Source organism: Pseudomonas sp. NFACC32-1 (assembly GCF_900101215.1).
In the GTDB taxonomy this organism is placed as follows: domain Bacteria; phylum Pseudomonadota; class Gammaproteobacteria; order Pseudomonadales; family Pseudomonadaceae; genus Aquipseudomonas.
Genome location: NZ_FMUL01000002.1, coordinates 43,733 through 67,621, shown reverse-complemented (window position 1 = coordinate 67,621; position 23,889 = coordinate 43,733). Strand labels below are relative to the sequence as shown.

Here is a 23,889-nt window from a genome sequence, read left to right as displayed (position 1 = left end):
ATCACTGCGCCGTTTTCCAGCGTGTGTCCGGACATGTGCCGTTGCTCAGGCAGAGACGTCCACCATCAGCGGCGGCCAGGCGTCGAGCCGCGTCCAGCAGTTGCTTGCGATCCAGGAGGCATAGGGCTTCGACCAACTGCCGGAGATAGTTCGATGGCCGGCCAGCCAGTTTGCCTTGCCAGAGCAGGTCGGCCGCTTGGGCGAAGGGGAGGGCGTCACCCTGGAACTGGGCCGCGAGGGCCTGCTGCTGGGTGTGCAAGGTTGAATCGTCGAGCTGATGGATCAAGTCCGGCAGCTCGCCCAGGAACTGTTCGACATGCGCAGCCAGTTGCGCCGCCGAGACGCTGGGGGACTGGACGCCGAACAACAGGCCGGTTTGCCCATTGATTTGCTTCAAGCCGCTGAACACCGCGTAACCCAGCTGCAAGTCGACCCGCAGGCGCTGGTAAAACGGTGTCTGGCACAACTGCGCCAGCAATCGCCAGCAAGCTTCGTCGAAAAGGTCCCGAGTGGGCGTCGGACAGAACAGCAACACGGCCTGTTCTTCGCTCTGTGGGGTCGCAAGCCTGTCCCAGGTCCATTGCGCAGAGGACACCATGGGCTCGACCGGATGGCCTGGGGCGCCGGGCACCCGGGCCAATGCTGTCCCCATCGCACCTTGGGTGGCGGCCGACAGGCCTACGGCCAAGCCGTCCCATTGGGCAGTGGTCCAGAGGCTCCGATAGTCGTCGGACGCCGCTACCGACGTCGATGGCGATTTTCTTTGGCTGCGGTTCGGCAATTCTTTCAGCAAATGTCGAACTGGCATCAACGGTGCGTCGCTGCCTGGCTCGGACGCAGGCAGCGGCTGTTCCAGTCTGGCCAGGATGTGTTCGAGTACCGGCGGCATGGCCGCCTGCACGCCGAGCAACTTGAGCAGGCATCGGTCGCCGCTGGCTTCGAAGGTCACGTCCACGCCGGCCTGGCCGGCTTCACCGCAGACGTCACGCAGGTGCCGCTCGAGCCTGGATTGCAGGTCCTGGGGGGCTTGCGTCATCAGCTGCCAACGCAGGTACAGCGCGCCTTCCCGAGCGCTATCCGCCAATGCCTGGCTGAACTGCATGGGCGAGCGTTCGCGTCGGCCCCTGGAGCGGTCCTGGGCGAAGGTGCGCAGGCCTCGGTGGGCGCTGGTCTGGCCACGGATCAGCCCGGCGCGAGGCGGTTCCACTGGCGACTGCAGGAATGGGTTGGGCGCGGGCAGTTGCCACTCTTCCACGACGGGGTCCGCCGGTTGGGCTTGCTTGAGGATTTCCCTGAGCCTGTGGAGGTCGTTTTCTGACAGCGGTGCCTGCCGGCCTTCGTTGTCCAGGTGGGCGAGTTGCAACGCCGAGGCTGTCTCCTGGCCACGACGCAGCAGGGCCTCAAACTCCTTGCGCAACGGCTGCCAGTCGTCCTGGCGGGCGAAAAAGCCCAACCAATCGTGCAGCAACCGCTGGATGTCGTTATGTGCTCGTCCCTGGACACGCTTGAATTCGATGTGCAGCAGGGCCTGCCCGGTATATTCATACAGTGGTGTGGCCTTGAGGGTATCCGCCAGGCCGAGCCGGCGCAGGGTGTCCAGCAAGCCCCCCGGTTTGCCGGCGTTCAGCCACATGCAAAGGAAAGCCAGGGCTTGAGGCGAGGCAACCGGCAACTGTTCGAAGGCGAACAGCAAGTCGAGTCGATCCTTGTCGGCTATCCGATAGCAGGGCACCGACGCTGTCATCAACGCGGTTGGCAATGGTCTGGCGACCGCTTCGCCCGCAGGCAATTCATGGGCGAATTCTTCAGCCAGTTTTCTCAACGCTTCCAGGCTTTGCGGGCCGGCCAGGCTCAAGGTCATCTGGCCGCGTTGGTAGAACGTTCGGTAGAAGTCTCGCAGGGCCTTCTGGAATTCGGGCCGGGATACGCCCAGGCTGTCGCGGTTGCCCGCATGGAAACCGCGTAACGGGTGGGCGGCCGATAGCCCCGCCAGCAAGGCGACCTGTCGTTGGGCCGCCGCATCCTGGGACCAGGCGACGAACTCCGCATGCAGTACTTCCCGCTCCCGCAATTGATCGGCTTCGGCCAGGCGTGGATCAGCGAGCATATCCGACAGACGTTCCAGCCCGCCGGCGAAGACCGCCGGCGGCAACTCGAAAAAGAAGTCTGTGGTGCGCTCGCTGGTACGGGCATTGACCTGGCCGCCGTGCCGTTGCACGTAGGCCATCAGGTTCTGTTCCGGGGGAAATCGCGCGGTGCCCAGGAAGAAGAGATGTTCGAGGAAGTGCGCCATTCCCGGCCACGCCAGTGGCGCATCGTGGCTGCCGACCGCCACTCGCAACACGGCGGCACTGCGTTTCAGGTCGGGTGCATGGCGTAGCGTCACCCGCAAGCCGTTAGCCAGGGTTTGAGTAAAAGGGCGAAGGGAATCGGGGGCCGGCATGAGCGCTTCCAGGGCAGAGGAGCGCTCATGCTCGGATATGGTCAGTGTTTGTGCAAGTCGCCGTAAAGCTCGGGGCGACGGTCATGCAGATAGTTGTAAGCCTCGCGGGACGCTTGCATCAGCTGTCGATCCAGCTCGCCGACGATCAGCGCCTCGTCCAGGCCGGCGAGTGCGGGGCGGCTGCCGTCCGGCGCGGCGATGCTGCTTTGGCCGCAGTATCGCAACTCACCCTCGTGTCCGCAGTAATTGGCGTAGGCCACGAAGCACTGGTTCTCGATGGCGCGGGCGCGCACGGTGACATCGGCAATGAATTCGTAGGGCTGCATGTTGGCGGTCGGTACCAGGATCAATTCGGCGCCGGCCAAGGCCAGGCGCCGGGCGTTTTCCGGGAATTCCAGGTCGTAGCAGATCAGGAATCCGAGCTTCCAGCCATTGAGCTCCACGATGGGCAGCGCCGCGTCGCCGGCACTGAACATGGCATGATCGAGATCGCCGAACAGGTGACTCTTGCGGTAATTGGCGAGGCGTTCACCCTGGGCGTCGATCAGTTGAACCGAGTTGTAGATCTGCCCATCTTCGCTGCGCTCGGGGTAGCCATAGAGGATCGCCAGGCCGGCCGCCTTGGCGATGCGGCCGATCTGCTGCGCCCACTCGCCGTTGTAGACCTCGGCCAATACGCTCACCGCGTCGACGCCAATGTTGTACCCGCTCATGAACATTTCCGGCAGTACCAGCACATCGGCGCCCCTGGCTTCCAGCGCCACCTGGTGCAGGCGTTGCAGGTTACCGGCCGGATCCAGCGGCAGCGGCGGGCATTGATAAAGGGCTACGCGCATCGACAACTCCTTTCATTCGGGCAGGGCGATCGGGCCGATCTCGTGGAACACGTCGCCAGGACCCGGGTTCTCGGGGTGAGTCTCACCGCCAAAATGCTTCATGATTCCCCACACGGCATTGAGCGAGGTCTGTACCGCGCCTTCAACCCAGGCCGGTGTCCATGAGACGTCATCGCCAGCGATAAAGATCCCTCGCTGTTCGGCCGGCATGTCATCCTGCATGAAATGTGCGTACATGCGCTGGTTGTAGCGATAGTGGCCGGGCAGCGCGCCCTTGAATGCCCCGAGGAAATGCGGGTCGGCTTCCCAGGACACGGTGATCGGATCGCCGATGATGCGCGCGGCGATGTCCACCTTGGGGTAAATCTTCTTCAGGGCATCCAGGGCCAGCTTCACGCGTTTCTCCACCGGGTGCGGCAACATTTTCAACGCATCGCTCATCCAGGAGTACGAGAGGCAGATGACGCCCGGCTTGTCATCGCCGTTGTCGAACAGGTAAGTGCCGCGGGTGAGGCGATCGGTGAGGGTCATGCTCATCAGGTCGCGGCCGGTTTCCGGGTCCTTGTCCTTCCAGAACGGCCGGTCGACCATGACAAAGGTCTTCGACGACTGCATGTAGCGGGTGCGATCCAGGGCCATCCACATTTTCTGCGAGAACAGCGCCTCCTCACATTCGATCTGGGTGGTCAGCAACCAGCTCTGGCAGGTGACCAGTACTGCGGCATATTCACGGGTGTCCCCCCACACGTCGGTCACGCTGAAGCGACCATCTTCGGCGCGAGCAATGCGTTTCACCCCGCTGCGAGGCGCCCCCAGGTGCAATGAACTCAGGCTGGTGCCCTGCGGCCAGTGCACACAACGCTCCGGCACATGTTTCCAGATACCGTGGGGCACTTGCTCGACGCCGCCGACCACCAGGTGCTGATGGTCATCGCAGTTGGTCATCACCACACGGAAGATTTCCAGCATCGAGTTGGGGAAGTCGGAATCCCAGCCACCGGTGCCGAAACCGACCTGGCCGAATACCTCGCGGTGCTGGAAAGAAAGTTTGGCGAACGCCTTGGAAGTGGCGACGAAGTCGTAGAAGGTCCGATCGTCCCAGAGAGGCACCAGGGTATTCCACAACTCCTTCAGGCGTGGCACGTCGCGGTCGCGAATGGCCTGCTGGATCTCGCTGAAGCGCGAGCCGTCCTCCAATGCATCGGCCCAGGCGTCGGCCACTTCCTGGAACAACGCAGGAAGATCCGCCATTTTTTCTGCGTAGTAGGTCTGGCCCTCCAGGTCGATGACGGTGCTGCCGGAGGCTGGGGTCAGTGGGTTGGGGAAGGGCTTGGTCTCCAGGCCCAGCTTGTCGACATAGTGGTAGAACGCGGTGGACGACACCGGAAAGCGCATGCCGCCCAGCTCGGCGATCACGCCTTCGGCACCGTTGAATGCCTGGGAGCGCAGGCGCCCGCCCATTTTCGAAGCCTCATAGACCACGGGCTTGAGACCAAGCTTCATCAGTTCATAGGCCGCCACCAGCCCGGCGATGCCGGCACCGACGATCGCCACTTCAGCCCCCAGGTTGTGGGCCGGAATACTGCCCAGGCCGGCCGGATGCTCGATCCAGTCGTCAAAGGCGAAGGGGAAGTCCGGTCCGAAAATGGTGATGGGTTTCTTGCCGTCTGCGGGGTGGCGATTGTTCTTGTTCATGGCTGACCTTGATGGCGACTCGACGCGGTATCGCGTCTGAGTATAGGAAAGATGGCAGCCATTCTAGAGAGCGTGAAACACGTTAATAAGACGCAATGTGTCGTCGTTTTGAGCGCTGTCCAGTCATTCTGACGAGTTAATAGAAGCTAATGACGAAAAAGCCTCGAAGAGGCGAGGGCTTCAGACCGGTTGGCCCCGATCGATCTTGCTGCTGAGGATGATCGAGGTGGTGGTTTTTTCAACCCCATCCACGCCTCCGATCTGGTCCAGCAATTGATCCAGCTGCTCCGGTGAGTCCGTGCGCAGCCAGGCCACGTAGTCGAATTCGCCACTGACTGCGCACAGCTGCTGGACCTGGGCCATGGCACTCAAGCGGCGCAGAACATCCTTGCCCGAGCGTGGCTGCACTTTGATACCGACATAGGCCTGCAATCCTCCATCGACCACCCGCTGCCCCAGGCGTACACCGTACCCGGTGATCACCCTGGTCTTCTCCAGCCGCGCCAGCCGCGAGGTCACGGTAGTGCGGGCGATGCCCAACTGCCGGGCAAGCATGGCGACACTTTCCCGGGCGTTGATCTGCAGGGCCGCGATCAATTGGCGGTCGATTTCGTCGAGGACGGGAGGGCGGGTGTCAGGCAAGGTGGGCTCCGGTGCGGGTATCGATGGTGGGCATGTTACAGGCTCTTGTGCTCGAAATAGCCAATGGCTGGCCGAGTCAGTGCTCGCCAGGCCGGTGCCAGATGGACTTGCGAAGCCCGAAGCCAGAAACCGTCCTCGCAGACCAGTTGCTCCGCAGGCGATTGCAGCAAGCTTTCCAGGGAATAGACCTGGACCGAACCTGCATCGTCGTCCCCTTCGGCTGCCCAATCCCGCTCGAAGCAGCGTACCTGCAACCGGTCTTGGTCGAACCCTTCGAACAGTGGGCGGTTGCCCAGCCATTGTCCATGCACTCGCAAACTGTGCGCCTGGACATCGAGCAGCAGCAATTGCCAGCCCCGGTAGCTTGCGCAGAGCTCGGTCACATCCGTCCTGAGGGAGGTCAGGGCCAGATAGCGGCCATCCTTCGACCAGATCATCGAAGGCGCCAGGTCGGTCAAGGCGCAGCCGGACGCCGTCAACAGATGGCCTGCGAGCCGAGGCGTATCGGCTCGTACCCAACTGTCGGCATATTCCGTCTCGCTGCCGAACAACCAGGCGGCATCTTGGTGATCGGGTGCGGGCTGGATGAAATCGCCGTCGGCATTGGCAACTTGCGGACGATCCACCAGGCGCCAAGGGGCCACGCTGGATAGCTGCGAATCAGTCACCTGCAGCTCCACTGTGTTGTAGAACAGCCGGTAGCGGTCGTTGGGGAGAAAGAACCCTGGGTCATCGCCGATGGGCGGCGCAGGGCGGTTGAAACGTCGCAGTGCAGTGCTTTCCAGGCCCTCGTCGAGCGCACCGGCAACCACTGCCAGGCTCAGCCGTCCATCACGAAAATCAAGTATTCGGGCCGCCCACATTCCGGGGCCTTCCATCAGGCGGCGAACCTTCACATCGACCACTACCGCATGGGTAGCCAGGGGTGTCGACTCGGTAAAGGGCAGCAGTGCCAGATAGCGTCCGCAGCCGCAGACCCGGTGATCCAGCCGCCAGCGCCCCGGCAATTGCCAGTCGCCGATCTGGCAGCGGTAGGCTCCGAGACCTTCTTGGCTGTCGCCAAGCCAGATCAACTGGGCAGGCACATCGTCCTGCAGGGGCTGCGTTTCGATGAACGAATCGCCTCGTCGCCCCTGGCTGTCCAGCGGCATCGCGATGGTGGTGCGGGTCAATTGGAATTCAGCGACTTGCACACGACCCTGGGCGTCGTGGCCGGCCTGGATGTCGGTATCGCTGTGAATGCTGTCGAGGCGGTAGCCGTGGCGGCCGGAGCCTGGGCGAGGATAGTCGAGGTATGACGCGATACGCACATGATTTGCATCGAGGCTCGACACCTCGTACCAATAAAAAGAGGGTTCTGCGTCACTGCCTATCCAGGGGGCGGGGAGCGCTCGCCAGCCCTGCTCCTCATGCCACAACCAGTATCGGTCGCCATCCCGGCTGTCGGACTGCTCCCGGGCCTGGCACACCAGGGCGCGCTGGTCGGAGCTCCACACCAGCGGGGCATCGGCGGCCATGATCAAGCCGCAGGGGTGCCCGTCGATGCTGATGGTGTAGCGTGGAGAAAGCAGTGGCTCCAATGGCTGTGGCAGGTCGCGAAACGTCGAGGGCAGGGAGAGGCTGCCTGCCAGGCAGTGCTGTCCATTCGCCGAGCGCCGCTGGAAGGTACGCACGATGTCGTTTGGGTCCCACTCCAGCCAAAGGTCGGCCATGGGGACCAGATCGACCCTACTGGCGGTCTGCAACAACTCATCGAGTCGACTCTGGCGAGCGCTGTTGTCCACCAACGGGCTGTAACGGCCGCTCAGTCCGTCGAGGTCCAAGGCGTCCAGTTCCCAGAACTCACTGGTGTCGCAGCGATACAGCTGGCGCTGCTGACGATCCAGGACCACCAGCCCCCAGCGCTGCCGGGACGGCACTGTCGCCGCGAAGTAACGTTCATCGCTGGAAAACAGCGCCGAGGAGCCAAGGCCTTGCAGGAGTACGCCATCGGGGAACAGGTAGTCGCAATAGGTGGGGCCACCCATGGCGATTTCCCCCTGGTTGAACGTCCGTATCGGCTCGCCCTCCGGGGTCAGGGTCGGCTCGGCCCCTCCCCAGGCGCTCGGCCCGGTGACAGACTTCGCTGCCAGGCCAAGCCGTCGCTCCCAGGTGCTTACGCAAGCGAGCCCAGCGAAAATGATGACGATGGCCGCGATGATGCCCCACACCTCGGGCAGCGCCCTGCCCACGCTGAAACCAAGGCCGAACACGGCGCTGATCATCAACCGCGCAAGACCCCGCCCAATCGATAAGCGACCCAGGCGCGCCGCGAGGCCCATGAGCAAACCGAAGAGCAGCACCGCCAGGAACGCCAGCGCGGGAGGCATCAGGGCGACGAAAAACCCAGGCACCAAGAGGATGCCGAGTTGCCAGAACAGCTCAAGGAAAAGTCGGGGGAGGGTAGGCGTGGCGATGATGGCAGTCTCGTTGAAAGGGTAGGCCGTCGAGGGATCTATAGTGGTTGATCGAGCCATCCCCGGACAATGCCGGGAAGATGGCTTTTTTCGAAAAACGGGTGTGGACATTCTGAGGGCGAATCAGGCCGAGCCGGAATGCGACGAAGCCTCGAAAGCCGAACGCCGGAAACGCGAAAGCCGCGCAATGCGCGGCTTTCAAGTTGGTGGGCCCACACGGACTCGAACCGTGGACCAAAGGATTATGAGTCCTCTGCTCTAACCGACTGAGCTATAGGCCCTCAGTAGGCCGCGGATTATAGCGACGGTTTCTCGGCTGTGCTATCCGAAAAATCCGATACGGTCATGCGTAGAAACGTCGCGGCGAACTCTTCGGCGCAGAGGGGGAGGCTGATGATGTAGCCCTGGATCTGCTCACAGCCTTCTTCGGCCAGGAATTGCTGCTGGGCCAGGGTTTCGACGCCTTCGGCGATGATGGAGAACTGCATGCTGCGGCCCAGGGCAATGATTGCTCGTACGATGGCCACATCGTGGGGGTCGTCGGGCAGGCCGCGGACGAAGGACTGGTCGATCTTGAGGATGTCCAATGGCAGGCGCTTGAGGTAGCTCAGGGAGGAATAGCCCGTGCCGAAGTCATCGATGGCCAGTTGAACGCCAAGCTTCTTCAGCTGGTGCAGGACCGTCAGGGCTTCTTCGGCCTGGCTCATGATGAAGTTTTCGGTAATTTCCAGTTGCAACAGGCCGGGCTTGAGATGGTGCTCCCGCAGCAATTGCTCGATGCGTCCCAGCAGGTTGGGTTGGCGCAGCTGGGCCCCGGCGAGGTTCACCGAAAGCGGGCCGAAGCTCTCGCAGGAGCTGTTCCATTCACACAGCTGCCGGCAGGCGTGTTCCAGCACCCAATCGCCGATTTGCAGGATCATCCCGTTCTCCTCCGCCAGGGGAATGAAGTGCTCTGGAGGCACATCGCCGAATGTGGGGTGAGTCCAACGAATCAATGCCTCGGCACCTACCAGTCGGTTGTCGGCGAGGCTGATCTTGGGTTGGAAGGACAGCGACAACTCGCTGCGCTCGATGGCCCGCCGCAGCTCGTGTTCCAGGGCCACGCGTTCGCTGGCCTGGGCGGTGAGGTCGCGGGTATAGCTTTCCACCCGGTTGCGGCCCTTGGCCTTGGAGCGATACATGGCCGCATCGGCGTTCTTGACCAGCGTGGCGACATCGCAACCGTCCTGGGGATAAAGGCTGGTGCCGATGCTGGCGCTGATGAAAAATTCGTGCTCGCCGGCCTGGAACGGCGCGGCGAAACAATTCAGCAGCTTCATGGCGATGTGTTCGGCGTCGCTGGGTTGCTGCAGCCCCGGGAGCAGGATGATGAACTCGTCGCCGCCCAGCCGCGCCACGGTGTCGATGTCCCGCAACTGCTCGCGCAGGCGTACGGCAATGCCCTTGAGCAGCAGGTCGCCGACCGGATGCCCGAGGCTGTCGTTGATGTGCTTGAAGCGGTCCAGGTCCAGAAACAGCACCGCGCCCTGACCGCCATTTTCCTGCTGGCTGTTCAAGGCCGTGAGCAAGCGGCTTTCGAACAGCGTGCGATTCGGCAGCCCGGTGAGAGGGTCGTGGTGGGCCTGGTAGTCGAGTTTGGCCTGGGCATGCTTGAGGCTGGAGATGTCAGCGAATACCGCCACGAAATGGGTGATTTGCTGATCACGATTGCGTACTGCGCTGATGGTGAGCCAACTGGGGTACAACTCGCCGTTCTTGCGCCGGTTGGAAATCTCTCCCTGCCAATGCCCTTCCGCCGTCAGTTGATGCCACATGGCGGCATAGAACGCGCTGTCGTGCAGGCCGGAAGCCAATAAGCGCGGCGTATGGCCCAGGGCCTCGGTTTCGCTATAGCCCGTGATCTCGGTGAAGGCGCGGTTCACTGCGCTGATGTGTTGCTGTGTATCGGTGATCAACACGCCTTCTGCCGTGCTTTCGAACACCGTGGCGGCCTGCTGCAGTTTTTCCTGCATCAGGTGGCGTTCGGTGATGTCCCGAGCGATGGTCAGCATGCAGTCCTCGTTGCCGATCGGCAGTGGACGGCTGGACACCTCACACAGTCTTATCTGCCCGTCGTTGCGACGAATATGGCAACTGAAATCCCTCACGAAACCATCCCGCTGCAGCAGGTCGAGCATCTGCTTGCGTTCGTTGAGGTTGACCCAGATACCCAGGTCCAGGGTCGAGCGGTCCACCGATAGCGCGCTGTTGAAGCCAGTGATACGACTGAAACCTTCATTGACCTCAATCAGCAGGCCGTCGCTCTGGCGGGACAGCAACAGGCCGTCGGGTGAGGCATGGAAGGCCTTGGCGAATTTCTCCTCGGAAATCTGCAGTTGTTGCTGGGTTTGCTTGAGCTGGCTGATGTCACGCACCACCACGACCAGGGCCGGCGTCGTGTCGAGATCGAAGGGTTCGGCGGAGATCAGGCCGGTGAATACCTGGCCGTTGCTACGGCGAAAGGGCATCTCCAGGTTACGGATGCTGCCGGCCTGCAAACGCTGCAGCAGGCCCGGGCCGACGCCCTGAATGCCCCAGATGTTCAGTTCGGTCGCGGTCTGGCCTACGACATCTTCGGCACCCAGGCCGATCTGTTCCTCGAAGGCCTTGTTGACCTCCAGCAGGCATCCATCCATCAGGCGCGCGATCACCAGGATGTCCGGGCACTGCCTGAATACCGACGCGAATTTCTGTTCCGAGAATCGCAGCGCCTCCTCGGTGCGCTTGGCTTCACTGATGTCGATCATCAGCCCGCGCATCACCGGTTCGTGGCCGTGCTGGATCAAGCTGACAATATCCCGAACCCACAGGCAGCGGCCATCGGCGGTGATCACTCGGTAATCGATGCAATGGTCGCGGCCGGCGAGTACCTCCTGGTCGCAATAAGTCTGGGCGCGGATCAGGTCGGCGGGATGAATGATGTTGCGCCAGAACCCCGGGATCAACCAATGGGCCAAGGGATAGCCGAGCAGGTCTTCGGCGTGGGGCGACACGTAGCTGTAGGTGAAGTCGCTGACCCTGGCTTCCCAGGCTATCGCCGAAAGGCTCTCCACCAGGCCGCGGTAGTGGTATTCGCTACTGCGCAGCTCCTGTTCCAGTTCGACTCGACGGGCGATCTCCGAGCTGAGGCGACGGTTGATGCGGATCACCACGGCGAGAATGCCGACCAGGATCAGCACCCCGGGCAAGCCGTAGAACAGCAGGTCCGACCAGAGCTGTCGATAATCGCGTACGTTGCCGATCCACTTTTCCTGGATTTCACTGACTTCGGCCGGGCTCATGTCCGCGATGACCTTGTCCAGGATGCTGACCAGTATCTTGTTGTCACGCGGAACGGCCATCGCCAATTGATAGCGATAAGGGGTCTCGCCGCTGACATATAGCCCTTCCAGCTTGAGCTGGCGCAGGCTCCAGACACTGGACGCCAGGTCGCCCACCACAGCATCCACCTGGTCGGTTGCCAGGGCCTGCAGGGCTGAGCTGACGTTAGGCAGCGCCACCAGATTCAGGTCGGGATGATGGTTGCGTAGCAGTTCGTGAGGGGCATAGTTTTCCACGACGGCGATTTTCAACCCATACAGATCCTGGAGATCATGAGGCTGGGCTCCGCCGCGGTGGGACAGGATCACTATCGGGAAGTCGAGGTAGGGCCGCGTGAAAGCCAGGTAATTCTGGCGCTCCGGGGTGGACATGATGCCCGGTAGCAGGTCGATCTTGCCCTGTGCCACCTGCTCCAGCACGGCGGTCCAGCTGGCTGGCTCGATGGGCGTGAGCGTGACGGCGAGCCGCTCCCGGATGACGTCGACGTAATCAGCGGCCAGTCCTTGATAGCGGCCTTGGTCGTCGCGAAACTCGAACGGTGGCCATGACGCATCCACGCCCAGGCGCAGGTTGGGATGGTCCTTGAGCCAGCGCAGCTCTTCGTCGGTGAGCGTCAACGCGCCAGCCGTTGCGGTCCAGGTCAACAATGACAGCAAGAGCATGGCCGTCAGTCTGGGCATCACGGTCTCGTCATGATTTTGGGGAGGATGTTTCGAGTGTAGACGGGCAACAGGGTAGGGGGCGTAACGGAGGGGATTTTATCTGCACATGAAAAAAACCCCGGCAGGGCCGGGGTTTTCCAGGGTCACTCGTCGAGGAAGGAGCGCAGGTGCTCGCTTCGCGTCGGGTGGCGCAACTTGCGCAACGCCTTGGCTTCGATCTGGCGAATCCGCTCACGGGTCACGTCGAACTGCTTACCGACCTCCTCAAGGGTGTGGTCGGTATTCATGTCGATCCCGAAGCGCATGCGCAGTACCTTGGCTTCACGGGCGGTGAGGCCGGAGAGTACTTCGCGAGTCGCTTCCTTGAGACTCTCGACGGTGGCGACATCGATCGGAGACTGCATGGTGGAGTCTTCGATGAAATCACCCAGATGGGAGTCTTCGTCGTCACCGATCGGCGTTTCCATGGAGATCGGCTCTTTGGCGATCTTCAGTACCTTGCGGATCTTGTCCTCAGGCATTTCCATGCGTTCGCCCAGCTCTTCCGGGGTCGGTTCGCGACCCATTTCCTGCAACATCTGCCGGGAAATGCGGTTGAGCTTGTTGATCGTCTCGATCATGTGCACCGGGATACGGATGGTGCGGGCCTGGTCGGCGATCGAGCGGGTGATCGCCTGACGGATCCACCAGGTGGCATAGGTCGAGAACTTGTAGCCGCGACGGTATTCGAACTTGTCCACTGCCTTCATCAGGCCGATGTTGCCTTCCTGGATCAGGTCGAGGAATTGCAGGCCGCGGTTGGTGTACTTCTTGGCGATGGAAATCACCAGACGAAGGTTCGCTTCGACCATCTCTTTCTTCGCGCGGCGGGCCTTGGCCTCACCGATCGACATGCGACGGTTGATGTCCTTGATCTCGGCGATGCTCAGGCCGGTTTCGGCCTCCAGCGCGCTCAATTTCTGCTGGCAACGGATAATGTCCGGTTGCAGGCGGGCAATGGCTTCAGCGTATTTGGTCTTGCCTTTGGCCAGGGCATCGGTCCAGCTCTCGTCGACTTCGTGGCCAGGGAACTGACGCAGGAAGTCGGCACGCGGCATGCGGGCATCGCGAACGCACAGCTGCATGATCGCGCGCTCTTGCTGACGCAGGCGATCCAGGGCACTGCGAACACGTTCGACCAGGCCTTCGAATTGCTTGGGCACCAGCTTGATCGGCATGAACAGCTCAGCCAGCGCCAACAGCTCGGCAATCGCCTGCTTGTTGTCACGCCCGTGCTTTTTCAGCGCCTTGCGAGTGATTTCCATCTGCTCGGCCACGGCGCCGAAACGCTGTGCGGCGATGACCGGATCGGGACCGCTTTCGGCCTCTTCCTCGTCTTCGCTGGCTTCGGCGTCCTCGTCATCACTGTCGTCGTCGGCCTTGTCGACTTTCGCGTCCAGGGGGGGCGGTACTTCGGCGGCGGGCGGCGTGGTGCCGTCATCCGGGTCGATATAGCCGCTCAGGACGTCGGACAGTCGACCACCTTCGGTGGTGACGCGGGTGTACTCGGAGAGAATATGGTCAACCGTGCCAGGGAAGTGCGCGATTGCGCCCATCACTTCGCGGATGCCTTCTTCAATACGCTTGGCGATTTCGATCTCGCCCTCGCGTGTGAGGAGTTCTACCGTACCCATTTCACGCATGTACATGCGCACGGGGTCGGTGGTGCGACCAATGTCGGTCTCGACCGCCGCCAACGCTGCTGCCGCTTCTTCCGCGGCCGCCTCGTCGGTATCGGCGTCGGCCAGCATAAGGGCATCCTTATCTGGCGCAACCTCGAATACGTTGATCCCCATGTCGTTGATCATGCGGATGATGTCTTCCACCTGTTCCGGATCTGAAATATCCTCCGGCAGGTGGTCGTTGACCTCCGCGTAAGTCAGGTAGCCCTGCTCACGACCCAATAGGATCAACTCTTTGATACGAGACTGCTGTTGCGCTTTTCCGGACATAACACCCTATCCACTGAAGGTCTTGGCGGGCAAAAAACAAGCCGAGGATTATACCTGAGCTGTGACCTCACGCGCCAGTTGAGGTCGGGTTTGATGCGCAAACATTGCGGCTGAGTAAGTCGCGCAATTGGTTTTTCTCTTCGCTGGTCAACTCGCTCTGACGAGCTTTTCGCAGAAGCTGCTCCAGGTTTCGCTCGCGTTGGCGGGCGGACAAGCTAGTAATGGTGTCGAAAAACTGTTGTTCAAGGTTATCTCCATCAATCAGCCATTCCTTTTCGGCCAAGGCCTTCAACAAGCGCCCCTGCTCCGTACCGTGCCACCGTGCGATTAACTGGAAGGAGTTCAACCGGGGGTTCTTCTGCACGGCTTCAAGGAGTGCGACCAGTAATTGCGTGTTGCTGTGGTCCTCGGCGGCGAAGTGCCCCGCATCCTCGACCTTTTCGGCCAGTTGCGGGTGATGCAGCAGGGTGCGCAGGGCGGCCAGCGTCGGAGGTTCGACGGCGGCCGGCACGCGCGGGGCACGTGGCTGGTCGCGATCACCGCGCTTGCCGTTCTTGTCCCAGTGTTTCTTGTCCCATTTCTTGCCACCGCTGCCGGTTTTCTTCGGCGTCCATTCCTGTTGCGGCGCGTAGTCCTGTTGAGGTTGATGATAGTCGGCGAAATCCGGCATCGCGTCGTAATCGATGCCTGGGTCATAAGCCGGTGGCGCCTCCTGTGGGACGCTGTGGGCCATCTGACTGACGGTCTCGCTACTGAGCCCGGTGATTTCGGTAAGCCGCTGGCGCATCAGCGTGCGCAGGTTGGCGCCGGGCACCTTGTCGATCAACGGCGCTGCAAGCGTGACCATGTGGGCCTTGCCTTCGAGGGAGCGCGGATCGGCTTCTTCGGTCAACTGCTGGAAAAAATAATCGGCCAATGGTTGTGCGTGCTGGTTGATCCTGGCGCGGAAGGCGTCGGTCCCTTCGGAACGCACCAGGGTGTCCGGGTCCTCTCCCTCGGGTAGAAACAGAAAGCGCGCCCGGCGGCCATCCTGCAGGCTCGGCAATGTCGCTTCCAGTGCGCGCCAGGCGGCATTGCGGCCGGCCTGGTCGCCGTCGAAGCAGAACAGCACACTGGGCACCACGCGAAAGAGGCGTTTCATGTGCTCTTCGCTGGTGGCTGTTCCCAGGGTCGCCACGGCATTGCGCAGGCCTTGCTGAGCCAGGGCGATAACGTCCATGTAGCCTTCCACGACAATGATCTCGTCGAGGTTGCGATTGTTCTTGCGCGCCTCATACAGGCCATAGAGCTCCTGGCCCTTATGGAATACCGGAGTTTCCGGCGAGTTCAGGTACTTGGGCTTGTCGTCGCCCAGGACACGGCCCCCAAAGGCGATGATTCGTCCCCGAGTATCACGGATCGGAAACATTACCCGATCACGGAAACGGTCGTAGCGCTTGCCGGTCTCGGCATTCTCGATCAGCAGGCCCGCGTCGATCATGGCGCGCTGCTGGAGCGTGTCGCTGCTCAAGTGCTTGTACAGGTTGTCCCAGCCGGGCGGGGCGAAGCCGAGGCCGAAGTCCCGGGCGATTTCGCCAGTCAGGCCGCGGCCCTTGAGGTAATCCACGGCGGCCTTGCGAGCCGGATGGCTTTTGAGGGCCTGGCGGTAGAAGTCGGCCGCGGCGGTCAGCAAGGGGTACAGCGGTGAATCCGTTGGTTGACGCGGCTTGCGCGCTCGACCGCTTTCCTCCCGAGGAATCTCCATGCCAGCGGCTTTGGCCAGTTCTTCGACCGCCTGGGGGAAATCCAGGTTGTCGTGGTCCATGATGAAGCCGAGGGCATTGCCGCCAGCACCGCAGCCGAAGCAATAGTAGAATTGCTTGTCGGGACTGACGCTGAAGGAAGGGGTCTTTTCTTTGTGGAACGGGCAGCAGGCAGTGTAGTTCTTGCCGGCTTTCTTCATCTGCAGGCGAGAGCTGACCACGTCGACAATGTCGGTGCGGTTCAGGAGGTCGTCAATAAAGCTCTGGGGAATCAACCCGGCCATGGCGTTCTCGTCGTCACTGCGTGAAATAAGGCCCCGAAATCGGCAGGCGCAACCGGTTCAAGATCTAGAGGCACTGTTGAAGCGGTGGCTCGACCGGGTCATCTGCGTCATTGCTGTCGGGAAGTGTATCTGCCGATAATCCACTGACGTTAATTACTGTCAGTATTCGACGGTCTGAATAATATTGCGCTGAGTCCGGTAACGGCCGGTCAGGCCTCGGATAGCTCATGGAGCGGGCACGCAAGCAGGTGCCTTGGGCTGATCGTCGTTAGAGGAATCAGGGTGTGCTCGTCAGTAGCCTCGGAAGGCTCGTCAGGAGAGACGTGCACCGCTGGCCAAAAAGCCAGGTCTGACGCGGTAAAGCAGTTGTCTCGGTCGCGTCTGCGGCTTTGACGATGAAACTCAAGCGTTGTTCCGCAAATGCCATAAGCCCGGCTTGAGGGCCGGGCTTGGCAGAAGCTTGCTACGAACGTCTGTGTATCAGTACAGACGTACGGCGCGGCGCTGTTCGCGCTGAACTTTCTTGGCGTGACGCTTAACAGCAGCTGCTGCTTTGCGCTTACGCTCGGAAGTCGGCTTCTCGTAGAATTCGCGGCTACGAACTTCAGCCAGAACACCGGCTTTTTCGCAGGAGCGCTTGAAACGACGCAGAGCTACGTCGAAGGGTTCGTTCTCTTTTACTTTGACGGCTGGCATCCAGAGCTACCTTCATTCATTACCGGGGTCAACATCCTCGCGGCAAAAGAGCACTTGAAGACGTCGGTTTTTAAGGGTTGCGGATGTTAACCCCTCAACGCTCGGAATGCAAAGCCTCTGATCGAAAACCGCTGGTCGGGGCACCACGCGGCGACTATTATGCGCGCCTTCGAATTCAGCCTCCACAAGGCGCAAACCCATGCTAGTACTGGGATTAGAAACTTCCTGCGACGAAACCGGCGTCGCGCTTTACGACAGCGAACGCGGCCTGCTGGCCGATGCGCTGTTCAGCCAGATCGATCTGCATCGTGCCTATGGTGGCGTGGTGCCGGAGCTGGCGTCCCGTGATCATGTCAAGCGCATGCTGCCCTTGATTCGCCAGGTCCTGGCCGAAGCCGACTGCGCCCCAACCGAGATCGACGCCGTGGCCTACACCGCCGGTCCCGGCCTGGTGGGGGCCTTGCTGGTGGGCGCCTCATGCGCCCAGGCACTGGCCTTTGCCTGGGGGGTGCCGGCCCTGGGTGTGCATCATATGGAAGGCCACCTGCTGGCGCCGATGCTGGAGGCGCAGCCGCCGGAGTTTCCGTTCGTCGCTTTGTTGGTCTCCGGCGGTCATACGCAGTTGGTCCGGGTCGACGGCATCGGTCGATACGAGCTGTTGGGCGAATCCCTGGACGACGCGGCCGGTGAGGCTTTCGACAAGACCGCGAAGATGATGGGCCTGAATTATCCTGGCGGCCCTGAAATCGCCCGGCTTGCGGCTCAGGGCGTGGAGGGGCGTTTCGTTTTCCCGCGCCCGATGTGCGACCGACCCGGACTGGATTTCAGTTTCAGCGGCTTGAAGACCTTTGCCTTGAATACCTGGCAACAATGCGTTGGCGCCGGGGACGACAGTGAGCAAGCCCGTTGCGACATCGCGCTGGCGTTCCAGCAGGCCGTGGTGGAGACTTTGACCATCAAGTGCAAGCGCGCCCTGAAGCAGGCCGGGCTCAAGCGCCTGGTGATCGCCGGTGGAGTCAGTGCGAACAAGGCCTTGCGGCTCTCGTTGGAGAAAATGCTCGGCGACATGAAGGGCGACGTTTACTACGCGCGGCCGCAGTTCTGCACCGATAACGGCGCGATGATCGCTTTTGCTGGATGCCAGCGACTGCAGGCCGGCCAGCAGGAAAGTCTTGCGATCAGCGTGCAGGCGCGCTGGCCCATGGAGCAGTTGTCGCCCCTGTGAAGCGTCATTTAAAAATGCCGTTCGCGCCCGGCGAAGAGGTCGCGTAGATTGCCCCGATGGCGCCAGACGATCAGCGCCACGAGCGCTGTCATGGGCAACAGGGCCGCCGGTTCCTGCCAGGCCAGCAGCGGCAGGGTCAATGGTGTGGCGATCAGTGCGGCCAGTGAGCTGGTGCGGGTCAGGTAGAACATCAGTAGCCAGGCCGAAACGGCCAGCAAGGCGGCGGGCGGGTAGAGACCCAGCAACATCCCGGCGGCGGTGGCGACACCCTTGCCGCCGCGAAAGCGGAAGTACAGCGGGAACAGGTGGCCGATGACCGCGCAGACACCGATCCAGGCCTGTTGCTCCAGGGAAAGCCCTGCAAGGCTGGCGATCAGGACCGGTACAAGACCTTTGCAGAGGTCGCCGAGCAGGGTCAGGATGGCAAGCTTGCGTCCGGCCAGGCGCAGCATGTTGGTGGCACCGGCATTGCCTGAACCACTCGTTCGCGGATCGGGGCGACCCGTCAGGCGGCTGAGCAAAATGGCGAAGGACAGCGAGCCGAGCAGGTAGGCGAGGATCGCCAGTAACCAAAACATGCTAACTATTCCGGGCGAGGACGCCCTGATTCTAACGGCGCATTGCGCCCTTGTCGTGCTGCGGAGAAGAGTGCTTGGACAGAGTGTTTATCGAGGGCCTGGAAGTCGACACGGTAATTGGTGCCTACGACTGGGAGCGAGACATCCGACAGTGCCTGCGGCTTGATCTGAGTTTCGCCTGGGATAATCGTCCGGCCGCTGCCGGCGATGACCTGAGCCTGGCACTCGATTACGCCAGCGTATCGTCACGCATCCAGGCATTTGCCGGACAGGCCCGGTTCCAGCTGGTCGAGACGTTTGCCGAACGCTTGGCCCAGGAGCTGATGGACGAGTTCAAGATTACCTGGCTGCGTCTGAAGGTCACCAAGCCTGGTGCCGTCCCGGCGGCCAGCGGCGTTGGCGTGGAGATCGAGCGCGGATGTCGCTGACACAGGTTTTTCTCGGGCTCGGCAGCAATATCGAGCGTGAAGCCCATTTGCGAGCCGGGCTTGAAGCCCTTGCGGGCTTCCTGGTGGACATTCGCTGTTCGGCAGTGTTCGAAAGCCAGCCAGTGGGCATCAAGAGCGGGCCATTCTTCAATTTTGTCGTGTCGGCCTTCACGGATCTGCCGCTGATGGAGCTGGATCGTCGTCTCAAGTTCATCGAGGCGGACAATGGTCGTTATGCGCCGGATCGCAAGGGGCTGCCGCTGGATATCGACGTGTTGTTGTATGGCGAGCAGGTGGGCAACTTCGACGGGCTGATCCTGCCGCGCGCGGAAATCCTCAAGAACGCCTTCGTCTTGTGGCCTTTATCGCTGATGGCGCCGGATCGGATACATCCGGGCGTAGGCAAGAGCTTCGCCGCTCTGTGGGAGGAAGCCCAGATCGATCAGGTACTGGCACCGGTGGCTTTCGAATGGCGAGGCCAGCAGCTTACGCCGTCGACCATGCTGTGAAGCGAACGTCGTTATCGTCCGCACGCTCCCACATCGATCTTCTCGGATGATATCGGTCAGGTGTTCAAGCGAGATCCACCGTGGGGAGCGCGGCGCCTGATTGCGATAGATGGCTTATGCAGGGCCAATCCAACTTGCCATCACGCTTCCTTCAGCTCGCCGCTTCCTTGTAGGCTTTCAATGCCTTGAGACGCTCGCGCTTGATCGCCTCACCCAGCTCCGGCCCCTTGAAGCCTTTTTCCAGCAATGGTTGCACCGCCACTCCACGGGCAGCGGCTGCTGCGCCCCGCAGGTAATCCGCCTGTGGATAACTTCTGTCTTCCAGCCCTTTGCGCCCCCGCGCATCCATTTCACAGGCGGCAATGAATTCCTCGAAGCGTTGTGGTCGGCGGTAAACGTCGAAACTCTGCAACAGCTCGAGCAAGGTGGACGCTTTCAATTCAAGCGCGCGATGGCCATGGGTATGGTATTGCCCAACCAGCAGCGCCAGTTCCTGGCAATCGCGTGGCGCCTTGAAGCGCTCGTTGAGCGCTTTGATCGGCTTCAGCCCCTTGTGTTCATGGGCGATGTGTCTTGGCCATTCGTGTTCGGGCGTAAGTCCTTTTCCCAGGTCGTGTAACAGGCATGCCCAGCGGACCGTCAGTGGTTGTCGGTGCCGAGCGGCCTGCTCCAGCACGCTCAACGTGTGCGCGCCGGTATCGATTTCCGGATGATGGGCCTCAGGCTGCGGTACGCCAAACAGCGCGTCCACCTCGGGCATCAGGACCCTGAGGGCCGTGCAGTCGCGCAACACCTGGATGAATACCTGAGGCTGATGTTCCATGAGCGCGCGGGAAATTTCCTTCCAACTACGCTCGGCCGTCAATGCCTCCAACTCTCCGGATTCGCTTAGCTGGCGCATCAGTTCGAGAGTTTCGTCCGCCACTTTGAAGCCCAGCGGGGCATAGCGTGCGGCAAAGCGGGCCACTCGCAGGACTCGGAGAGGGTCTTCGGCGAATGCGGGGGAAACGTGACGGAGCACCCGAGCTTCGAGGTCGCGCTGGCCGTGGTAAGGGTCGAACACATGGCCGTTATCGTCCTCGGCCATGGCGTTGATAGTCAGGTCCCGGCGAATCAGGTCTTGCTCGAGCGTCACGTCCGGGCTGGCGTGGAACACGAAGCCGCCATAGCCGCGGCCGTTTTTGCGTTCGGTGCGGGCGAGGGCGTATTCCTCTCCCGTTTTCGGGTCCAGGAAGACTGGGAAGTCAGCTCCCACGGGACGAAATCCCTTGGCGAGCATTTCCTCGGCGGTGGCTCCCACCACGACCCGGTCGATGTCCGTGACGGGAATGCCCAGCAAGCGATCGCGCACCGCGCCGCCGACTTTATAGATCTGCATAAAAAACCTCCGTTGACCCGACAGGATAACCCTTGCGCCCGGTCTTCGGAGGTGGAAAACGAAATCAAAGATGAATGACAGCCAGGTCCAGGCGGCCGTAGTCCCCCTCGGTTTGCTCGCTCCTGGGTGGTACGTGGTGGGTTTTCATTACCTGGTCACCCTGCAGGGTTTCCAGGTGGATGTCGAAGCCCCATAGGCGGTGCAGGTGCTTGAGCACTTCATCGGTCGAATCGCCCAGCGGTTTACGGTTGTGTGCCTGATGGCGCAGGGTCAGCGAGCGGTCTCCTCGACGGTCGATGCTGTAGATCTGCACGTTGGGTTCGCGATTACCCAGGTTGTACTGCGCAGCCAGGGTCTCACGGATGATCCGATAGCCACTTTCATCGTGGATGGCGGGCACCACCAGGTCATCCTTCTGATCATCATCGAGGATGCTGAACAGCTTCATGTCGCGGATCACCTTGGGCGAGAGGTATTGCAGGATGAAGCTCTCGTCCTTGAAGCTGCTCATGGCGAACTTCAGGGTGGACAGCCAGTCCGAACCGGCAATTTCAGGGAACCAGCGACGGTCCTCTTCGGTGGGGTTCTCGCACATGCGGCGGATATCGCGGTACATGGCAAAGCCCAGTGCGTAAGGGTTGATGCCGCTGTAATAGGGGCTGTCGAAACCAGGCTGGAACACCACGCTCGTATGAGAAGTCAGGAACTCCATCATGAAGCCGTCGGTAACCAGCCCTTCGTCGTACAGGTCGTTCATCAGGGTGTAGTGCCAGAATGTGGCCCAGCCTTCGTTCATGACCTGCGTCTGGCGCTGTGGATAGAAATACTGGGCAATCTTGCGCACGATGCGCACGATTTCCCGTTGCCACGGTTCCAGCAGCGGTGCGTGCTTTTCGATGAAGTAGAGAATGTTTTCCTGGGGTTCGGCCGGGAAGCGTGCGTTGTCCTTCTCGCTGTACTTGTCGGCGCCCTTGGGAATGGTCCGCCACAGGTCGTTGATCTGCTTCTGCAGGTGTTCTTCGCGGTCCTTCTGGCGCCGCCGTTCTTCTTCGGCAGAGATCGGATATGGCCTTTTGTAGCGATCCACCCCGTAGTTCATCAAGGCATGGCAGGAGTCCAGGAGGTCCTCCACCGCGTCGATGCCATGGCGTTCCTCGCATTGCATGATGTACTGCTTGGCGAACACCAGGTAATCGATGATCGAACTGGCGTCGGTCCACGTGCGGAACAGGTAATTGCCCTTGAAGAAGCTGTTATGGCCATAGCAGGCGTGTGCCACCACCAGCGCCTGCATGCAGATAGTGTTTTCTTCCATCAGGTAGGCGATGCATGGATCGGAGTTGATCACGATCTCGTAGGCCAGCCCCATCTGGCCACGAGTGTAGGATTTCTCGGTGCTCAGAAAATGCTTGCCGTAGGACCAGTGGTGATAACCCAGCGGCATGCCGACTGACGCGTAGGCGTCCATCATCTGTTCGGCGGTGATCACCTCGATCTGGTTGGGGTAGGTGTCGAGGGCATAACGATCCGCGATACGGCTGATTTCGCGGTCGTAGGCCTGGATCAGCTCGAACGTCCATTCGGAGCCGGTGGAGATTGGCTGGCGTTTCTGCTCTTTTTTGGCGGTCATGTCACTAACCTGCGCTGGAAGAGTTCACGGAAGACCGGGTAGATATCCCCGGCCGAGACCAATTGCTGTTGGGCAAATGTGTCGGAAAAGGCTTCGGCGATGCGTTCGTATTCGTACCACAGGGCCTGGTGCTCCCGCGGGGTGATTTCCACATAGGTGTAGTACTGGACGAACGGCATGATCTGGTTGATCAGGATGTCACGGCAGATCGGCGAGTCGTCGTTCCAGTTGTCACCGTCGGACGCCTGGGCTGCGTAGATGTTCCATTCATTGGCCGGGTAGCGTTCGGCCATGATCTCCTGCATCAGCTTCAGGGCGCTGGAGACGATGGTGCCGCCGGTCTCCCTGGAATAGAAGAACTCCTCTTCATCCACTTCCCTGGCGCTGGTGTGGTGGCGGATGAACACTACATCGATCTTGTCGTAGTTCCGTTTGAGAAACAGGTACAGGAGGATGAAGAAGCGCTTGGCGATGTCCTTGGTGGCCTGGGTCATGGAGCCGGAAACGTCCATCAGGCAGAACATCACCGCCTTGGAGCTGGGATTGGGCTGCTTGACCAAGAGGTTGTATTTCAGGTCAAAGGTGTCGAGGAACGGTACGCGGTGAATGCGTGCGCTGAGTTTCTCGATTTCCGCTTCCAGTTCTTGAATATCGCCGAAGTTGTCGGGTTCTTCGCGTTTCAAGCGGGCCAGTTCTTCCTTCACCTCCCGCAGTTTCGTCCTGCTGCTGCCGGACAGCGCGATGCGCCGGGCGTGGGCCGAACGCAGGGTGCGGATGATGTTGATCCGCGATGGATTGCCTTCGTTGCTGATACCGGCGCGCACGGTCTTGAAGGTGTCCGTGCCGGTCAGGTTGCGTTTGACCAGATTCGGCAGTTCCAGGTCCTCGAACATGAATTCGAGGAATTCCTCCTGAGTGATCTGGAAGACGAACTCGTCCATGCCTTCGCCCGAGTTTCCGGCCTTGCCGGGGCCTCGGCCGCCGCCTCCACCCGGTGGGCGGGGGATATGCTCGCCGCTGGTAAATTCCTTGTTGCCAGGGTGCACGACAGTCTGCTTGCCGCCGCGCCCATGATGAAGCACCGGCTCGTCGATATCGCGGCCGGGAATGCTGATCTGTTCACCGTGCTCCATGTCGGTAATGGAGCGGCGGCTGACCGCCTCTTCGACGGCCTTCTTGATATGGTCACGGTAACGCCGCAGAAACCGCTGGCGGTTCACCGTGCTCTTGTTCTTGCCATTGAGGCGTCGGTCGATCACGTAGCTCATGAGGAGCCCTCCGGGCAGCTTCAAGTTCTCAGCTTCAGGCTGCAAGCCGGGAGCGCAAGGGCGTAG

16 protein-coding genes and 1 tRNA gene are annotated in these 23,889 nt (G+C 61.2%); 3 read left to right on the top strand and 14 right to left on the bottom strand.

Annotated elements, in window-relative coordinates; all coding sequences use genetic code 11:
• Position 1 precedes the first annotated feature (1 nt).
• The 10 genes from pqqF to rpsU form a co-directional block, all read right to left on the bottom strand.
• Complete coding sequence (pqqF, locus tag BLP99_RS04170; RefSeq protein ID WP_072459123.1) at positions 2-2,443, bottom strand: pyrroloquinoline quinone biosynthesis protein PqqF; 2,442 nt, start codon at positions 2,441-2,443, stop codon at positions 2-4.
• Between the two features lie 41 nt (positions 2,444-2,484).
• Positions 2,485-3,279: a carbon-nitrogen hydrolase family protein gene (locus BLP99_RS04165; RefSeq protein ID WP_072389765.1), complete on the bottom strand. Its 795-nt coding sequence runs from the start codon at positions 3,277-3,279 to the stop codon at positions 2,485-2,487.
• Positions 3,280-3,291: 12 nt separating this feature from the next.
• Complete coding sequence (locus BLP99_RS04160) at positions 3,292-4,974, bottom strand: flavin monoamine oxidase family protein (protein ID WP_072431941.1); 1,683 nt, start codon at positions 4,972-4,974, stop codon at positions 3,292-3,294.
• A 180-nt stretch (positions 4,975-5,154) separates the two neighbouring features.
• Positions 5,155-5,616 carry an Lrp/AsnC family transcriptional regulator gene (locus BLP99_RS04155; RefSeq protein ID WP_072389758.1) on the bottom strand — a complete coding sequence of 154 codons (462 nt, stop codon included), beginning with the start codon at positions 5,614-5,616 and terminating at the stop codon, positions 5,155-5,157.
• Positions 5,617-5,651: 35 nt separating this feature from the next.
• Positions 5,652-8,132, bottom strand: coding sequence for a YciC family protein (locus tag BLP99_RS04150; RefSeq protein ID WP_305367268.1), 2,481 nt, complete (start codon positions 8,130-8,132; stop codon positions 5,652-5,654).
• A 144-nt stretch (positions 8,133-8,276) separates the two neighbouring features.
• Positions 8,277-8,353: transfer RNA gene (locus tag BLP99_RS04145), tRNA-Ile, on the bottom strand.
• A 15-nt stretch (positions 8,354-8,368) separates the two neighbouring features.
• The gene (locus BLP99_RS04140; RefSeq protein ID WP_072389755.1) at positions 8,369-12,112 is read right to left on the bottom strand and encodes a bifunctional diguanylate cyclase/phosphodiesterase; all 3,744 of its coding nucleotides are present in this window, start codon (positions 12,110-12,112) and stop codon (positions 8,369-8,371) included.
• A 125-nt stretch (positions 12,113-12,237) separates the two neighbouring features.
• The gene (gene rpoD / locus BLP99_RS04135; RefSeq protein WP_072389752.1) at positions 12,238-14,085 is read right to left on the bottom strand and encodes an RNA polymerase sigma factor RpoD; all 1,848 of its coding nucleotides are present in this window, start codon (positions 14,083-14,085) and stop codon (positions 12,238-12,240) included.
• Positions 14,086-14,152: 67 nt separating this feature from the next.
• Complete coding sequence (gene dnaG / locus BLP99_RS04130; protein WP_076406085.1) at positions 14,153-16,111, bottom strand: DNA primase; 1,959 nt, start codon at positions 16,109-16,111, stop codon at positions 14,153-14,155.
• 480 nt (positions 16,112-16,591) lie between these two features.
• Positions 16,592-16,807: a 30S ribosomal protein S21 gene (rpsU, locus tag BLP99_RS04125; protein WP_002551877.1), complete on the bottom strand. Its 216-nt coding sequence runs from the start codon at positions 16,805-16,807 to the stop codon at positions 16,592-16,594.
• Between the two features lie 199 nt (positions 16,808-17,006).
• Here rpsU and tsaD point away from each other — a divergent pair, with 199 nt between their 5' ends.
• Positions 17,007-18,032: a tRNA (adenosine(37)-N6)-threonylcarbamoyltransferase complex transferase subunit TsaD gene (gene tsaD, locus BLP99_RS04120; protein WP_072431956.1), complete on the top strand. Its 1,026-nt coding sequence runs from the start codon at positions 17,007-17,009 to the stop codon at positions 18,030-18,032.
• 8 nt (positions 18,033-18,040) lie between these two features.
• Here tsaD and plsY read toward each other — a convergent pair whose 3' ends face one another.
• The gene (gene plsY / locus BLP99_RS04115) at positions 18,041-18,610 is read right to left on the bottom strand and encodes a glycerol-3-phosphate 1-O-acyltransferase PlsY (RefSeq protein ID WP_072389742.1); all 570 of its coding nucleotides are present in this window, start codon (positions 18,608-18,610) and stop codon (positions 18,041-18,043) included.
• Between the two features lie 74 nt (positions 18,611-18,684).
• Here plsY and folB point away from each other — a divergent pair, with 74 nt between their 5' ends.
• Both folB and folK read left to right on the top strand, forming a co-directional pair.
• Positions 18,685-19,038, top strand: coding sequence for a dihydroneopterin aldolase (gene folB, locus BLP99_RS04110; protein ID WP_072389739.1), 354 nt, complete (start codon positions 18,685-18,687; stop codon positions 19,036-19,038).
• Positions 19,029-19,547, top strand: coding sequence for a 2-amino-4-hydroxy-6-hydroxymethyldihydropteridine diphosphokinase (gene folK / locus BLP99_RS04105; RefSeq protein ID WP_072389736.1), 519 nt, complete (start codon positions 19,029-19,031; stop codon positions 19,545-19,547). The genes folB and folK overlap by 10 nt, the downstream gene beginning before the upstream one ends.
• A 151-nt stretch (positions 19,548-19,698) precedes the next feature.
• On the opposite strand, the gene BLP99_RS04100 is transcribed toward folK, so the two are convergent.
• The 3 genes from BLP99_RS04100 to BLP99_RS04090 form a co-directional block, all read right to left on the bottom strand.
• The gene (locus tag BLP99_RS04100; protein WP_072431957.1) at positions 19,699-20,925 is read right to left on the bottom strand and encodes a multifunctional CCA addition/repair protein; all 1,227 of its coding nucleotides are present in this window, start codon (positions 20,923-20,925) and stop codon (positions 19,699-19,701) included.
• 64 nt (positions 20,926-20,989) lie between these two features.
• The gene (locus BLP99_RS04095; RefSeq protein ID WP_072431958.1) at positions 20,990-22,555 is read right to left on the bottom strand and encodes a SpoVR family protein; all 1,566 of its coding nucleotides are present in this window, start codon (positions 22,553-22,555) and stop codon (positions 20,990-20,992) included.
• On the bottom strand, positions 22,552-23,823 hold the full coding sequence (locus BLP99_RS04090; protein ID WP_072389725.1) for a YeaH/YhbH family protein: 1,272 nt from the start codon (positions 23,821-23,823) through the stop codon (positions 22,552-22,554). The genes BLP99_RS04095 and BLP99_RS04090 overlap by 4 nt, the downstream gene beginning before the upstream one ends.
• Positions 23,824-23,889: the final 66 nt, after the last annotated feature.